The 14,179-nt window shown below is 64.1% G+C and carries 21 protein-coding genes and 2 pseudogenes; 9 read left to right on the plus strand and 14 right to left on the minus strand.

What is annotated here, in order from left to right:
• The first annotated feature begins 16 nt into the window (after positions 1-16).
• Positions 17-733 carry an ABC transporter ATP-binding protein gene (locus tag QQ977_RS07065; protein WP_285928430.1) on the plus strand — a complete coding sequence of 239 codons (717 nt, stop codon included), beginning with the start codon at positions 17-19 and terminating at the stop codon, positions 731-733.
• A complete protein-coding gene (locus QQ977_RS07070; protein ID WP_285928431.1) occupies positions 730-1,461 on the plus strand; it encodes a hypothetical protein in 732 nt (243 codons plus the stop codon). Before QQ977_RS07065 ends, QQ977_RS07070 begins: the two co-directional genes overlap by 4 nt.
• Before the next feature lie 70 nt (positions 1,462-1,531).
• Here the strand turns inward: QQ977_RS07070 and QQ977_RS07075 are convergent, their stop codons facing one another.
• Positions 1,532-1,954, minus strand: coding sequence for a CBS domain-containing protein (locus tag QQ977_RS07075; protein ID WP_285928432.1), 423 nt, complete (start codon positions 1,952-1,954; stop codon positions 1,532-1,534).
• A gap of 92 nt (positions 1,955-2,046) precedes the next feature.
• On the opposite strand from QQ977_RS07075, the gene QQ977_RS07080 reads away from it, so the two are divergent.
• The gene (locus QQ977_RS07080; protein WP_285928433.1) at positions 2,047-2,463 is read left to right on the plus strand and encodes a universal stress protein; all 417 of its coding nucleotides are present in this window, start codon (positions 2,047-2,049) and stop codon (positions 2,461-2,463) included.
• A 108-nt stretch (positions 2,464-2,571) separates the two neighbouring features.
• Here QQ977_RS07080 and QQ977_RS07085 read toward each other — a convergent pair whose 3' ends face one another.
• Both QQ977_RS07085 and glmS read right to left on the minus strand, forming a co-directional pair.
• Positions 2,572-3,444, minus strand: coding sequence for a coenzyme F420-0:L-glutamate ligase (locus QQ977_RS07085; protein WP_285928434.1), 873 nt, complete (start codon positions 3,442-3,444; stop codon positions 2,572-2,574).
• A 44-nt stretch (positions 3,445-3,488) separates the two neighbouring features.
• Positions 3,489-3,935 carry a methylaspartate mutase subunit S gene (glmS, locus tag QQ977_RS07090; protein WP_285928435.1) on the minus strand — a complete coding sequence of 149 codons (447 nt, stop codon included), beginning with the start codon at positions 3,933-3,935 and terminating at the stop codon, positions 3,489-3,491.
• A gap of 314 nt (positions 3,936-4,249) precedes the next feature.
• Here glmS and QQ977_RS07095 point away from each other — a divergent pair, with 314 nt between their 5' ends.
• A complete protein-coding gene (locus QQ977_RS07095; protein WP_285928436.1) occupies positions 4,250-5,365 on the plus strand; it encodes a BMP family ABC transporter substrate-binding protein in 1,116 nt (371 codons plus the stop codon).
• Between the two features lie 124 nt (positions 5,366-5,489).
• On the opposite strand, the gene QQ977_RS07100 is transcribed toward QQ977_RS07095, so the two are convergent.
• Positions 5,490-5,864: a cupin domain-containing protein gene (locus tag QQ977_RS07100; protein ID WP_285928437.1), complete on the minus strand. Its 375-nt coding sequence runs from the start codon at positions 5,862-5,864 to the stop codon at positions 5,490-5,492.
• Between the two features lie 284 nt (positions 5,865-6,148).
• On the opposite strand from QQ977_RS07100, the gene QQ977_RS07105 reads away from it, so the two are divergent.
• Positions 6,149-6,337, plus strand: coding sequence for a hypothetical protein (locus tag QQ977_RS07105; protein WP_285928438.1), 189 nt, complete (start codon positions 6,149-6,151; stop codon positions 6,335-6,337).
• A gap of 166 nt (positions 6,338-6,503) precedes the next feature.
• Here QQ977_RS07105 and QQ977_RS07110 read toward each other — a convergent pair whose 3' ends face one another.
• Entirely contained in the window at positions 6,504-6,911 is a 408-nt protein-coding gene (locus tag QQ977_RS07110; protein ID WP_285928439.1) for a DUF7344 domain-containing protein, read from the minus strand.
• Positions 6,912-6,969: 58 nt separating this feature from the next.
• Positions 6,970-7,635: a helix-turn-helix domain-containing protein gene (locus QQ977_RS07115; protein ID WP_285928441.1), complete on the minus strand. Its 666-nt coding sequence runs from the start codon at positions 7,633-7,635 to the stop codon at positions 6,970-6,972.
• A 193-nt stretch (positions 7,636-7,828) separates the two neighbouring features.
• Here QQ977_RS07115 and QQ977_RS07120 point away from each other — a divergent pair, with 193 nt between their 5' ends.
• The 3 genes from QQ977_RS07120 (at position 7,829) to QQ977_RS07130 (ending at position 9,088) form a co-directional block, all read left to right on the plus strand.
• Positions 7,829-8,473 carry a helix-turn-helix domain-containing protein gene (locus QQ977_RS07120; protein ID WP_285928443.1) on the plus strand — a complete coding sequence of 215 codons (645 nt, stop codon included), beginning with the start codon at positions 7,829-7,831 and terminating at the stop codon, positions 8,471-8,473.
• Positions 8,474-8,657: 184 nt separating this feature from the next.
• A complete protein-coding gene (locus tag QQ977_RS07125; protein WP_430540845.1) occupies positions 8,658-8,906 on the plus strand; it encodes a HalOD1 output domain-containing protein in 249 nt (82 codons plus the stop codon).
• Positions 8,903-9,088, plus strand: a complete 186-nt coding sequence (locus QQ977_RS07130; protein WP_285928445.1) for a hypothetical protein — start codon at positions 8,903-8,905, stop codon at positions 9,086-9,088. The genes QQ977_RS07125 and QQ977_RS07130 overlap by 4 nt, the downstream gene beginning before the upstream one ends.
• On the opposite strand, the pseudogene QQ977_RS07135 reads toward QQ977_RS07130, so the two are convergent.
• The 6 genes and pseudogenes from QQ977_RS07135 to larB form a co-directional block, all read right to left on the minus strand.
• Positions 9,079-9,246: pseudogene (locus QQ977_RS07135) on the minus strand (ISH6 family transposase); the annotation flags it as partial. The gene QQ977_RS07130 and the pseudogene QQ977_RS07135 overlap by 10 nt on opposite strands.
• An 86-nt stretch (positions 9,247-9,332) precedes the next feature.
• Positions 9,333-9,584, minus strand: a pseudogene (locus QQ977_RS07140) (redoxin domain-containing protein); the annotation flags it as partial.
• A gap of 77 nt (positions 9,585-9,661) precedes the next feature.
• On the minus strand, positions 9,662-10,894 hold the full coding sequence (locus QQ977_RS07145) for a molybdopterin molybdotransferase MoeA (RefSeq protein WP_285928446.1): 1,233 nt from the start codon (positions 10,892-10,894) through the stop codon (positions 9,662-9,664).
• 59 nt (positions 10,895-10,953) lie between these two features.
• Positions 10,954-11,202 carry a GIY-YIG nuclease family protein gene (locus QQ977_RS07150; RefSeq protein ID WP_285928447.1) on the minus strand — a complete coding sequence of 83 codons (249 nt, stop codon included), beginning with the start codon at positions 11,200-11,202 and terminating at the stop codon, positions 10,954-10,956.
• 87 nt (positions 11,203-11,289) lie between these two features.
• Positions 11,290-11,439, minus strand: a complete 150-nt coding sequence (locus tag QQ977_RS17335) for a DUF7563 family protein (protein ID WP_430540846.1) — start codon at positions 11,437-11,439, stop codon at positions 11,290-11,292.
• 131 nt (positions 11,440-11,570) lie between these two features.
• Positions 11,571-12,335 carry a nickel pincer cofactor biosynthesis protein LarB gene (gene larB / locus QQ977_RS07155; RefSeq protein WP_285928448.1) on the minus strand — a complete coding sequence of 255 codons (765 nt, stop codon included), beginning with the start codon at positions 12,333-12,335 and terminating at the stop codon, positions 11,571-11,573.
• 217 nt (positions 12,336-12,552) lie between these two features.
• Here larB and QQ977_RS07160 point away from each other — a divergent pair, with 217 nt between their 5' ends.
• Positions 12,553-12,720 (plus strand): DUF1931 family protein, encoded by a 168-nt coding sequence (locus QQ977_RS07160; protein ID WP_285928449.1) that lies wholly within the window; start codon positions 12,553-12,555, stop codon positions 12,718-12,720.
• Between the two features lie 85 nt (positions 12,721-12,805).
• Here the strand turns inward: QQ977_RS07160 and QQ977_RS07165 are convergent, their stop codons facing one another.
• Together QQ977_RS07165 and QQ977_RS07170 are read right to left on the minus strand one after the other, a co-directional pair.
• Positions 12,806-13,591: an SDR family oxidoreductase gene (locus tag QQ977_RS07165; RefSeq protein ID WP_285928450.1), complete on the minus strand. Its 786-nt coding sequence runs from the start codon at positions 13,589-13,591 to the stop codon at positions 12,806-12,808.
• Positions 13,592-13,635: 44 nt separating this feature from the next.
• Positions 13,636-14,112: a Tfx family DNA-binding protein gene (locus tag QQ977_RS07170; RefSeq protein WP_285928451.1), complete on the minus strand. Its 477-nt coding sequence runs from the start codon at positions 14,110-14,112 to the stop codon at positions 13,636-13,638.
• Positions 14,113-14,179 lie beyond the last annotated feature (67 nt).

A 14,179-nucleotide genomic window follows, 5' to 3' on the forward strand; every position in this document is an offset into this window, starting at 1 on the left:
GTGAACTGTACTGCATATGGCGAGCGAGCCCGAATCGAAACGGGACAGCGAACCGTCGGTCGTACTCGAGGCGACGGATCTCGAGAAGACCTACGACTCGTGGCTCCCGTTCTCGCCGTCGGTAGAAGTCCTCGACGGAGCCTCGCTGTCGATTCACGAGGGCGAACTGCTCGGGATCGTCGGCGGGAACGGCTCGGGAAAGTCGACGCTGATGCAGATCCTCGTCGGCGCATTGGACAAGGATGCGGGCGCGGTCGATCGCCGGGGGACGATCGGCTGGTGTCCCCAGGAGACGCTGTTGTACGACCGGCTGACAGTCCGGGAGACGATCCGACTGTTCGGTCGAGGATACGGCCTCGACCGCGAGCGAAGCCGGGCCCGCCTCGAGTGGCTGGCCGACCGGCTCGGTTTCGAGGAGTACCTCGACACCCGGATCGATCGACTCAGCGGCGGGAATCGTCAGAAAGTGAATCTCAGCGTGGCGCTGTTACACGAGCCCGACGTGCTCTTGCTCGATGAACCCTACACGGGGTTCGACTGGAACACGTACCTCGCGTTCTGGGAACTGGCCGAGACGCTCGCGGCCGAGGGAACGGCGATTGCGATCATCAGTCACTTCGTCGAGAACCCCGATCGGTTCGACGCGATCTACGAGCTCCGGGACGGACGCCTGCATCGGGAGGAAGCCGAGGAGGTCGAGCTGGTCGGCAGCGAGAGCGAGGGCGGCCTATGAGAGACGTCGCGGCGCGTCAGTGGGCCGCGACCGTCGCCGCGATCCGGTCGTTCCTCCGGGAGCCGACGAACGCGCTGTTGCTCGTCTTGTTTCCACCCGTCGTGATCGTCGCATACGATCTCGCGCTGGACGCCTTCGTCGGGGTCCCCGGAATCGACGCGCCAGCGGCCGTGGGAGAACTCGGCGGCACGATGTTCGCGGCCGCCTTCCTCGCCGGCCTGGTCGGCGTGTTCCAGGTCGTCGGTGCAACGGGGCCGGACCGCAGGCTGGAGATCTGTGGGTACCGGCGCTGGGAGGTGCTCCTGGCCCGCATCCTGGCGATCGTCCTCGTCGGCGTCGTCGTCGCGCTCGTCTCCTTCGGCACGTTCCTCCTGCGGTCGGACATCGAGCCAGCCTCGTCGGGGCGAGCGATCGCCGCGCTGGTCGTCGCCGCCGTCACCTACGGCCTGCTGGGCGTGATTATCGGCGGCCTGATCGGGCGCGAACTCGAGGGCTCGCTCGTGCTCGTCTTTCTCGTGGACCTCGACGCGTTCCTCGCGACCGAGGCCTTCCCCGTCGATACCTGGATCGACGACTACCTCCCGCTCGTGCGGCCGTACGCGCTGTTCGAGAGCGCCATCTTCGACGGGACGTTGCCGACGGACGACGGGATCGAAGCGGCGGTCTATGCGGTGATACTGTTAGCGCTCGCGCTTGCGATCGTTCGGTTGCGGGGTGAGACGCCGTGACCGCCGACGAGGCTGGCAGCGGAACTCGGACCCTTCGTTCGGGATGCCCGGTCGGGTCCGGGTCGCGCCCTTAGTACGGCGGTCGCTGTGCCTGGACGACGCCTGCGAGTTCCTGGTGTTCGTCGGCGAGCAGTTCGTGCAGGTCGTCGGCCGTGATGATACCGGCCAGTCCGCCGTCGTCGTCGGTCACCGGGAGCCGGCGAATCCCGTGCTCGCTCATCAGCTCGGTGGCCTCGTAGAAGCCGCCGTCGTGGTCGATCGTGCACAGGTCCGTCGACATCACGTCCTCGGCGGTCATGCCGTCCGGGCTCTCACCCGCCGCGATCACATGCATCGCGAGGTCGCGGTCGGTTACGATTCCGACGGGTTCGTCGCCATCGGAGATTACGACACTTCCGACGCTCTCGTCGTCCATCATCGTTGCGAGGTCCTGAACCGAGTCGTCCGTCATCGCTGTGACAACGTCGCTCCGTGCGAGGTGTTCAACTGGCATGCGGACTACCCTCACCACACCAGACGACATAATACCCCAGTGTCGTCAGGAGGGCTCGTCGGTTTTACGGTCTTCCTCCTCGAACGAAGACTATGCACGCGCTCGTCGCAGTCGACGACTCAGAGCCCGCACGGGCCGCCTTCGAACTCGCCGTCTCGGAGCATCCGGACGCCGAGTTCACCGCGTTGTGCGTGATCAGCCCGTACGACGTCGGCTACGGGGAAGCCGCGCAGTTCGGCGCGGACGCCTTTCTCGAGGAGCAACAGGAGACCGCCGAAGAGCTCCTCGAGGACGTCCGGGAGCATGCGGCCGAACGTGGCGTCTCGATCGCGACCGAGACCACCGTTGGGCAACCGACACGCGAGATCGTCGAATACGTCGAGGAACACCCAATCGATCGCGTCTTCGTCGGCAGCCACGGTCGCTCGGGCGTCTCCCGAATCCTGTTAGGAAGCGTCGCCGAGGACGTCGCCAGACGTGCGCCCGTCCCGGTGACGATCGTTCGCTGATACGGATTGCTGTACCGACGTCCCGGTGCACCCACAGAACGGTCGCGGTTGCGCCGGGACAGACGGACAACGGTCCGTATGACTGCCGGCCGCCGACGTCGGCACCGATCACGGTAGTGGCAGCTTCTCGGCCAGCTTCACCGCGACCGACTGTCTGACCGTCGCGAGAAGTCCCTCCCGGACCAGCGAGGCCTCGCCGCCGATCCCGCCGCCGTCTTCGTACTCGAGGTCGCGGGCGACGACCACGGGCATACGTTCGTCGGTCTGGCCGGCGAGCAGGGCCGCGCCGGCGGCGAGCTCGTCGGCGACCAGATCGACCCCGCCCAGCTTCGGCTCGCCGAAGAGGTCGGTCGCGCCGAAGTTGTGATCGACGGGATCGATGCCGGCACAGCCGATCGCGACGTCGACGCTGCCGCCGCGGTAGCTCACCTCCGAATCCGAGAGGATCACCGCCACGTCGACGTCTGCGCGGTCACGGATCGCCTCGCGAATTCGGCGCGCGCTCGCGTCCGGATCGTCCGGGAGCAAGGTCGCGGTCCCTGCCGGCGAGTTCGACATGTCGATCCCCGCGTTCGTACAGAGCCGTCCGTTTCGCACCGTCACGAGCAACGACGGGAGCGTCTCGAGTGCGCCCTCGGCCCCCTCGGCGCTTGCAGCGTACTCGGCGAGCAACTCGCGGCCGATCTCGTCGACGGGGATCGAGCCGACCACGTCCGACTCCCGCAGAATCAACTCGACTTCGCGCGGATCGATCCCGGTCCGGTCGGCGATCCGCTCGGCCCGCGGAGAGACCGGCACCGACTCGAGGCCGACGTATCGGCCCTCCGCGAGCGAGACGACCTTCGAGGCGACGACGAGGACGTCGCCGTCCTGGAGCGTGGGGTGCTCGCCGCTACCCGTCGCCTCCAGTATCAGCCCGACGAGGTCCTCGCCGCCCTCGAGGAGTCCGATGTCGACGCCGTGAAAGGTGAGCTCGCTCATCCGGACGTCGGTACGACCGATACGGACAAAAAGTGTAGGGCAGCTTACGCGTCGGCGTAGGCGCGCTCGCGTTCGTCCTCGCTCGAGCGAACGTCGAGGTCGGTCCGGAGGGCGGCAACGGCCTCTTCAGGATCGGTTTCGGAGTCGAAGACCCGGTCGAACCCGAGTTCGCGGAAGAACCGTTCGGTCTCTTCGAAGTCGTCCTGTCCGACCGCGAGGTTGCCGCCGATGTAGGTGACGACGTCGAGATCGGTCGCGGCGAGTTTCTCGTGAAAGCCCTCACAGTCCTGTTTGGCGTGACCGTAGAGCGAGGAGACGAGGATCGCCTCGGCGTCGTGTTCGCCTGCGGCCTCGAGAAACTCCTCCTGGGAAGTCTGGACGCCCAGGTTCACGACGTCGAACCCGCTCGCCTCGAGGGCCTGTTCTAAGATCGTGATGCCGACGACGTGGGCGTCCGAGCCGATCACACCGAGGGTGACTGTGGTCGTCATGTCGGTACCAACTCCAATGGCATCGATCGTCATAAACCTAATGATTCATCATGAACAACTGTGGTCGCGAGCGCGCCTCGCCCGTTCAGACCGACGGGCAAAACTCCGAGCGGGTTTTGTCATCAGTATCCGCCGGTTTCTCGCGGCCCGCTGCCGGCGTTGACTGCCCTCTCGATTTGTCCGGAAGTGGTTCGGCGGTCCGGTACCGATCTATATCGATCGTCGCCACCTCGTCGGAACAACAGTTGCTTGGCCGGCCGATGAGCGGGTATTCAAGTCCGGGGTTTACCCATTTCGCCGGTGTCGTCGAGAGTGTGACGGGGAACTCATACAGTGCGCGAACCTGGAACTCGTCGCGACGACGATTCCTCGGCGCAGTCGGTGGGACCGTAGTATCGACCGCGGTCGGGCATCTCGACGACGGTCTCGGCGACGACGTCAGTGCAGCCTGGATATACGACGGACGGACGGACGACCTCGGCTGGACGGACGCGCATCATCGAGGCCTGCGAGGGGCTGTCGACGAGCTGGGAGAGGTCCTCGAGGCGGAGTACGTCGAAAACGTCGATCCGGCAGACGTCGAGGGCATCGCCCGTCGATTCGCGGCCGACGGCTTCGACGTCGTCTTCGGGACGACCTCCGACTTCACCGCGCCGATAGAACGCGCCTCTGAGACGTCTCCCGACGTCGCGTTCGAGGTCGCCTCCGGCACGTATACGGCCGACAATCTCGGCGCCTACTACGGCAAGATCTATCAGGCACGGTACCTCGTCGGCCACGCGGCCGGGCTCGTGACCGAAACCGACGAGATCGGGTACGTCGCTTCGAACCCGGTCTCGACCGTCCTCCAGGACATCAACGGTTTCGCCGCGGGCGTTCGAGACGTCACCCCGGACGCGACGGTCCACCTGCGCTGGACGAACGAGTGGTTCGATCCGGCACTCGAGCGCGAGACTGCACAGGCACTCGTCGACGACGAGAACGTCGACGTACTGGCCCAGCACCAGGACTCGCCAGCCGTCGTCGAGACGGCGAACGAGAACGACGTCTGGGGCTCCGGTTTCAACACCGATATGTCCACGTTCGGTGGCGAGAACTATCTCACGTCGCCGGTCTGGAACTGGGACGTCCTGTACCTCGACCGAATCGAAGCCGTTCGCGCCGGCGACTGGGAGGCCGGCGTGACGTTTCCGGGGATGGCCGACGGCGTCTCCGACATCTCGGCGTTCGGCCCGAACGTGCCCGACCAGGTGGTCGATGCGGTGATCGCGCGCCGTGAGGAACTGCTCGAGGGAGACGCCGACGCGATCGTCTGGCGCGAAACGCCGTTCGAGAACTGGTCCGACGCGGAGCTCCTGTTCGAGGTCGACTCGATCGAGGTCGACAACGTCGAACCGATCGAGACTGACACCGTCGACGAACCCGCGTAGCCGGCGATCGCGCTCTCCCGCCGACAGTTCTGCTCGTCGTCGCTGCACGGGCTCCTGAAAAGCGCGTGTCTCTCGGCTACTGGTGACTGCTTGCCACGACTCTATCGACCGCTCGCTCGCCGGCTTACGGCTCCTCGAGAACCGTCAGCTCACCGTCTCCCCGTTCGGCGAGGAAGTAGACGTGCGTGAACGGTTCCGTCGCGTCCGTCGTGTTCCCGTGCCAGTGTTCTTCGCCGGGCGGGAAGACGATCAGGTCGCCGCTCGACACCGCCCGTTCTTCGTCACGCGTCGCGACGATTCCCTCTCCCTCGATGACGTACAGCACCTGCACGCCCGCGTGCGTGTGGAACTTCGTTCGCTCTCCCGGCCGAAAGGTGACCGCTGCCGAACGGACGGCGTTCCCGTCGAACTCGCTCTCGACGCTCTCCGAGAGCAGGGCTGTGGAGACCTGAACTGGGTGCTCCCACTCGGTCGGTTCTGCGGTGTTCGTCACGTCCATGGTGTCCAGTCTGGACGTCGATTCCCGCGCTCTTGAAACGAACGCGCCGTTCAGTTGACGCTCTCGGGGAGTGAACTGTCGATGTATCCTGCCAGGAGGGAGAACTCACGGGGGCAAGTGACGTCTCGAGAGTCGGGTGGTGGCCTACTCGGCAGAGTCTACGACGTCGTCGGCGACCGCTCTCCCCAGGCTGGTGTGGAACAGCCGATAGTAGAGGAACGGGCCGCAGATCATCGGCCAGACCACTCCCTGGGCCCACTCGACGCGCGTCGTGGGGAGCAATCGTGCGCTACCGAGCACCCGCTGGGGGCGGCTGGGTTGGGGAAGATCGCCGGGAACGTGGAGCGGAGGGCTGGTTCGACGAACACCATCAGCAGGATGGCGACACCTCCCCCGAACACGAGAAACTCGGCTACGAGGCGGCGACCTGCCTCACTCTGGAGGACGCGACGTTCGCGCTCGCGCATGAGTGACTCAAAGTCTCGATCACCGTACTCATTCACGGCTGTGGCCGGACCGAAATCCGAGGGGCTCGTCTACAACGGCCGACGACAGGGCGATTCAGTTGCGATTGGACGGCGATCGGTAGCCGGGGTACAGATTCGGTATCCAGCAGCGAGAAGTCGATCCGATATTCTGTCACTCGTAGGCCTCGTACGGCTCGACCAACGTCAGGAGATCTTGTTCCAGTTCACCGCCAACAAACCGGACGTGCCCCGTTTCAGCCTCGTAGTCGATTATCCGAGCCTCCTCCAGTTTTGGAAGATGAGTATGGTGAAGTGCGATTCGGACGCGTTGTTGGTGTTCGTCTGACTCCCGTCTCGGGTCTTCGTTCCGAACCCGGTCTGCAACGCGATCTACGAGCGCATCGTATTCCAGTGTCTTCTCAGAAGCGTTGTCCAACGCGTTAAGGGTGGCGCGTCGGTGTTCGTTCGCTACTGCCGACAGAATCGTCTCGGGGGAGATCGATCTCTCACGCCCCGAAGAACCGGTACGCTCATCAATTGACTGTATATCACGTGTCCCCAGCTCTCGACTCTCATCCATACTCACCTAGTGTAGGCCCAACTGCCTGGTTCTGTCCCATGGTGTGTAAAGGAGACGGTCAGTCCACGTGCGCCGCTGACTCGGGAGTAAGAAGTGCATACCTCCCGAACGTACCAATGGCACGACGTAATCGCTCCGTCACTGCCTGATCGGAAATCCCGAGCTCGGCAGCTAACTCCGCGGTCGTACAGCCGCGTGGAATGTCGTAGTATCCCCTTCGAATGGCAAGCGTCAACGCTTCTCGTTGGGGCTCACTCAGGCCGTACCACGGACCGGCCTCAGGTTCCGTCGGATTATATATGCGGGTTAGCTCCAGAGAGATGTGCGCGTCCTCACAACAGGTCTGGCACTGATTCAATGCCTCGCGGTCTGAAAACCGTATCTCGAAATTCCACCCTTCCGACGAGCCAGTCGCACCCAGTATCTGCCCGTCGTGTTCCAAGATGCACTGAAAAAGGTGGTCCTGGCTCGCATCCCAGTCGATCCTGATTAGCGTCCTGTCGTCGAACACGTCCACCTCTGTGACGCTGTTGACCGTTGGATAGCGTTCGACGGCTTCGAGAAAGTCGTTTTCGACCGGTTCGTAGACCCAGAAGAGCGGCACAGTCACGTTCCCACTCGGGACGAGCGTTTCCAGTTCGATGGCCGAGGCTTGCTCTAGATTGAGGATTTGCCCGAGTTCAAAATCATCGGATGGGATGCGAACCTCCGTTATCACGCTCATACTCGCTTGTAAGACTAGATTGTCCGATTGCACAAAAGGAGATGACATGGTGCACCATGGCCATCCGGGTGCCAGATGGTACATCCCCGCTCGCAGCGCACACCATCTCCGCCAGCAACGGTGCGTTGACTCGTCTCGAAGCCATGGTACACCACCCATGCCGGTTATTCGTCTGCCAGACGAAGGCTTCCGCATGGCGACTGTAATGGAGTTTACGAGTCCGGTAGCGGAGTTTCCGCTGGGAAGTGTGTTCGAGAATCTGCCGGGTGTGACCGTTGAACTGGAGCGATTGATTCCACACGAGACGCTGATTATCCCGTACTTCTGGGTGCGCGATGTAGAAACGGAGGATATCGAAGCTGCGTTCGAGGCACATTCCGGCGTGAGCAACATTCGAGTGGTCGATAGCGTCGAAGACGAGTATCTCATGCGTGCCGAGTGGGAATCAGAGTACTTCGGCATCCTGAGTGCGCTTGCCAAGGCCAACGTCGTCGTGCTTTCCGGGATTGGAACGAAAGAGGAATGGCGGTTCGAGGTACGCGGTGAGAGTCAGGAGACGCTCGCTGAGTTTCGAGAGTACTGCCAGGAAAACGACATTCCGATAGCGATCACCGCCGTCCACGCCATGCTTCCGATCCAGGGAGAGGGCTACGAGTTGACCGAGACCCAACGCGAGGCGCTGGTACTAGCCTACGAACGGGGCTACTTCGACTCCCCACGCGAGGCGTCGCTCGAAGAGATTGCCGACGAGCTCGGTATCACCCAGCAGTCACTATCGTCACGACTCCGTCGGGGACATCGACGCCTCATTGGAGCGACACTCAGCAGTTCGTCGTGACCGTTCGGATAGCCCACCCTTTAAATCTGCTGTATTATCAGTAGCCCAGTTGAACCGACTCAGACGTCTAGAATCAGGCTAGATGGGTACAACGATATCTGGGGTTGGAGTCGAAGCGGTTGAGCACGCTCAGGAATCTGGGACTGTTCGCACCCAGTTCGATCAGGAGAAGACACCAGCGAGCATGGCTGTTGTCGCAACGCTGGCGGACGTAATGGATACTGATCCTGTAGAACTCGACCCGCTCCATTCCACTGTTGACGCCGACGAATTAGATGCGCTCGTCCGCGTTCGCAACGGGATAAACGGGGATACCCACGTTACGTTCACGCACGAGGGGCACACGATAACCGTCCACAGCTACGGTGTGGTCGCCATCACACCAGAACACGAACTCACAGCGGAGAAATACGAAAGGGACGAGGGAAGATGACGTCTGAGGAGGCCTTGCTTACGTCGAAGGAGGAATTGAACGCGGAGCTGAAAGCACTCCTTCGCAGGGCATACGAGAGTGGAATCGATGTGGAAGGCGGATTCGAATGTCGGAATGGGGTCGAACATCCTGACTGGGACGTGATCGTCACCGAAGTCGAAAAGAACGAGCATTCGGAGTGAACGACTTCGAGCGTGGCCGGATCGGTAGCAACTACTTGCTCCTCGAGGATCGTCGCCTCGAGGTGAAGCTCTGTGAGAGATTCAGCGAGAGTGGCAAGCGGTAGCGTTTTGTCTAAGTCGATGCTAACCGTGACTTGCGCGTCGATTGTGGCGTGCATGGGTCACTTCGGGGTAGGTACCAGAGGTGACCCTGTTTCCACAGGAGTCAGTTACGACTCTAGACGAGTGTGGGACACGACCAGATGTTTTGAGCGAACGGCATGTCGACGCTTATGCCGTAGACCGTGGCGTCGAGGTCCTCGAACGCGTCCATCGAATCGCGGAACGTACACATCTCTTCGGTACAGCCGCCCGTGAACGCGGCGGGGTAGAACGCGAGAACGATCGGGCCATCGCCAAGCGCCGCAGACAGCGTGAACGGTTCGACATCGTTGTACGCCTGTCCGCTCGCTCGAGGTACTGTGAAGTCGGGTGCGCGTTCTCCTTCGTCGACCATACGCCCCGTTTCGCACTCGTCGGTATAGGGGTTCGCATGCGTCGTCGACGACCCCGGGCCAGCGTCCGCCGACGCCGTCACTCCCAGCGTTGAACGGCGACGGTCTCGCCGGAGGGGATCCCCTCGCGATCCTCCTCGACGACCACCCAGCCGTCCGCGAGTGCGACGCTCGAGAGCACGCCCGAGCCGCTGGCCCGGGTCGGGATCGCCACCCGGTCGCCGTCGCGGTCCTCGAGTCGGACCCGGGCAAACGTCCGGGTGCCGGGTTCGCTCGGGATCTTGCGTCCGAGGCGAGCCTGGACCGTCGGATGCGGTTCGGGGGTCGTTCCCTCGAGCCAGCGAAGCGTCGGCCGGAGGAACTGGACGGCGTTGATGATACAGGCGACGGGATAGCCCGGCAAGGCGAGCACGGGCGTCTCCTCGACGAGGCCGAGACAGACGGGGTGGCCCGGCTTCAGCGCGACGCCGTGGACGAGCACCTCGCCGAGGTCGTCGATCACCTCCGGCAGGAGGTCCCGTTCGCCCACGGAGGAGCCGCCGGTGGTGACGACGACATCGTTCGTCAGGTCTCGCTGGATCGCGACCCGAAGCGCCTCGTGGTCGTCGGTGACGATGTCGCGATAGGTCGCGTCGCCGCCCCAGCGTTCGACCAGCCGCGAGATGGTAAGTCCGTTCGTCTCGATCACCTCGCCGGGATCGGGGTCGGCCTCGACGAGTTCCTCGCCGGTCGGAATCACGCCGACCGAGGGCCGTTCGGCGACGGCGACGCGCTCGAGTCCGACCGAGCGCAACAGGCCGAGGTCGGAGGGTCGGAGCCGGTGGCCCGGCTCGTACAGCTCCGTGCCGGCCTCGACGTCCTCGCCGGCCGGCGCGACGTTTTCGCCCTCCGCGACGGCGTCTCCGATCTCGAGTTCGCCCGTCGTCTCGAGTTCGGTGACGTGTTCGATCATCACGACGGCGTCGGCGCCGTCGGGAAGGTCACTGCCCGTGTGGACCCGGACCGCAGTGCCGGGCTCGACGGGGTCGTCCTCGGCGATCCGGACGACCTCCGGCGAGCGAGCGCTCGCCCCGAAGGTGTCCCGTGCGCGAACGGCGTAGCCGTCCATCGCTGCCCGGTCGTAGTGGGGGACGTTCCGGCTCGCCGTGATCGATTCGGCCAGTACCCGACCGTCCGCATGTTCGAGGGCGATCCGCTCGGACCCTGGTCCTGCGAGGTCTGAGACGGCCTCATGAAGTATCTCTCGAGCGCGTGCGACGCGGGTTCGTTCCTTGAACCCCGCTTCCGTTCGGTTGCTGTCGGCACCTTCCATACTCGGAGTGGTGGGTGCGAACGGGTAAAACGTGAGGGTGTCGGCGACGGGCGGACAGACTACTCGAGGTCGACCAACCGTTCTTTGGCCGCCCGCGTCAGGGACTTGATCTCGTGCTCGCGGGACATCGCGTCCGATCGGGTCTCGTAGCGTTCGTGATAGACGAGCTCGACCGGCGTTCGACCGCGGGTGTACTTCGCGCCCTCGCCGGCGTCGTGTTCGGCGACGCGACGCTCGAGGTCGGTCGTATAGCCCGTATACAGCGAACCGTCGGCACACTCGAGGACGTAGACGACGTGATCGGTCACGACGCGTAGTACGGCAGACGAGACGAAAAGCTCGGCGGCCACGGCGTCGGGGTCCAGTGAAGTGGTCGCGTATGCGATGCGTCGAAATCAGGCGGAACGGGCACGCTGTCGCGAAACCTCCGCGATTCCGGCGTTTGCCGAACAGTTGATACACGCGTGGATCTCGCCGTGCTCGTCGGCGAAGACGCGCGCAAACCGGTCGGAAACGTGCGCGCCGCAGTGGTTACACTCGGGCATGGTCACACCGGCGTTCGCCGGTGGTAACGTCTAACGGACGAGGTGTTAAATATCCTTTCCCGAACAGTGTCTAGAGTTTCTTCTTCGAGAAATCTTTTCTTGTTTCTCCAATATTCTGTTTGGTACCGGAACTATTCTCGGTCAGCTGTGCTGGCGACGGCTCGTGCGATCAGAGTGGCCTGGCCGCCGGCGACGAAACCGGCGTCGACGTTGACGACCGACAACACCGTACACGACTGGAGCATCCCCGACAGCGCCGCCTCGCCGTCACCGCCGTGACCGTACCCGCTCGAGACGGGAACGCCGATCACGGGCGTATCGACGAGTCCGGCGATCACGGTCGGTAACGCGCCTTCGCGTCCGGCGGCGACGACCAACACGTCGACTTCGCGGAGCCGGTCGAGCTGATCGAGAACTCGATCGAGTGCGGCGACGCCGACGTCGTCGATTCGATCGACCGTCGCGCCCGCGTCCTCACAGACGACCTGGGCCTCGTCGGCGACCGGTCCGTCGACGGTACCCGCGGTGACGATTCCGACCGTCGCCGACAGCGACGGGCACTCGTAGGACGAACCCTCGACCAGAAGCGACGAGCCGCGCCGGGAGACCGTCGCGTCGGGATGGGTCCGATCCAGCCGGGATTCGACGGCGGTGACGTGATCGTCGGTCGCTCTGGTGACGAGCGCCCGACCGGTCGTCTCGACGGCGTCGGCAGCCAGCGCTGCAACCTGGTCGGGCGTCTTTCCGGTCGCGAAGATCGCCTCCGGAATGCCCCGGCGGCGATCTCTGGCCGCGTCGAACCGACCCGCCTCGCCGGTGACGTATCCCTGGAGCTTTGCCTCCGCCGCCGCTGGCGACAGGTCGCCGTCTGCGACGGCCTCGAGTAGTTCGCGCATATCCACGCTACCGGACGAGCGCACTCGAATGCGTCGCGACGGCGCGCGCGAGCGACCGGCGGCCGCTTGCCAGACGCTCGACACCGGCGACGGCTCGGTTAGCATATACGTTCCGGTGTCACACGGATGCAAAACCCTCGTTTCAGCCCTCCAGAGCCGCTCTACCGGCGCTATAACCACAACGTTTATAAAGAGATAACGGGAACAGAAAACCCGTATGGCAGATCTTATCGTCAAAGCCGCCGTCAAGGAAGCGCTCGATGACAAGAACGTCGCCTCGGACTTCTACGATGCCCTCGACGAGGAAGTCGACGAGCTGCTCGAAAACGCCGCCCGTCGCGCCGAAGCCAACGACCGGAAGACGGTCCAGCCCCGCGACCTGTAAGGTCACCTGAACGCTCGTTTTTTATCGGTGCGACCGTTCGGGAGCACCGCGTATCCGAAAAACGCGACGGCCGTCGCGTCGCGTCTCACCCCCGGAGCAGTCCGCCGTCGACCGGTATCGACGCACCGTTGACGAAACTCGAGCGCGGACTCGAGAGGACGGCCGCCATCTCGCCCAGCTCGCGAGGCTCACCGATCCGGTCCATCGGGATGTCACGCGAAAGCGCCGCAAGTCCTGCCTCGTAGTCCGCGTACTCGCCGCGGTCGGTTCGGGCCTCGATCAGCTCTTCGATGCGTGGCGTCTCGATCGTCCCGGGCAAGACGGCGTTGGCTCTGATCTCGGGTGCGAACTCCCGGGCGATCGTCTTCACGAGCCCGATCACCGCTCGCCGGACCGCATTCGACAGCAAGAGTCCGTCGACGACCTCCCGGACCGACCGGGAGGTGATACAGACGATCGTCCCCGCGTCGGACTCGAGCAGGTGGGGATGTGCGTTCTCGATCGTCCAGACGACGCTCATCACCAGCAGATCGTAGGCCTCGTACCACTGCCGTTCGGTCGTCTCGAGGAAGGTCGTACTCGGCGGACCGCCGGCGGAGGTAACGAGGTGATCGAGGCCGCCGAACGCCTCGACCGTCGCCGCGACCAGCGCCGCGACCGCGTCGGGATCGGTGAGATCCGTCTGCCTGGCGAGTACGTCGCCGGGACCCTCGTCCGCGAGACGGTCGCGTGCGTTCTCGAGTCGATCCTCGTCCCGGCCACAGATCGCGACGTCTGCACCCTCGCGTGCGAGCGCGGTCGCACTCGCCAGCCCGAGCCCGCTCGAGCTCGCCGTGACCAGTGCCGCGTTTCCCTCGAGTTCGAGATCCATGCCGGGGGAGACGAACGCCAGATACAAAGCAGTCGGGGCGCGAGTCAGTCCGACTCGGCGTCGGACTCGGGCCGCCGGACGCGAACGATCCCGTCGGAGGTGACGCCGATGACCACGTCGGCGACGACCTGTCGACCGGTGACCGCGCCGCCGGCGGCGTCGCTTATCATCTTCATCAGCTCCGGCGCGGAGTGGCCGACTTTCACGCCCGCCTCGTCGCAGGCGTCGTAGATCTCCTGTGGGACCTCATAGAGGTCCGTTCCTTCGGGGATTCGAACCTGAACCGGCGCGCGCAACGCCTCCGCGAAGGCGACCGTCTCGCGGGCCTTCTCGAGGTTGTCCCGGGCACTTCCCTCGATCGAGGAGACGTTGGCCCGCGACGTGCCCAGTTCCGATGCTATCTCGGCCTGTGAAACGCCCTGTCGCCTGAGCGCGAGGACCTGTGCCTGTCGCCTGGTGAGAACGCTCGTCTCCGGATCGAACCCGATCTCGTCGAGGAACGCGTCGACCTCGTCGATCACGGCGACCTCCTCCAACGTCCGGCAGATCGCGAATCCATACCCGAGCGTAGCCGCGGCGAACCCAAAG

This window comes from Natrialbaceae archaeon AArc-T1-2 (genome assembly GCF_030273315.1).
In the GTDB taxonomy this organism is placed as follows: Archaea; Halobacteriota; Halobacteria; order Halobacteriales; family Natrialbaceae; genus Tc-Br11-E2g1.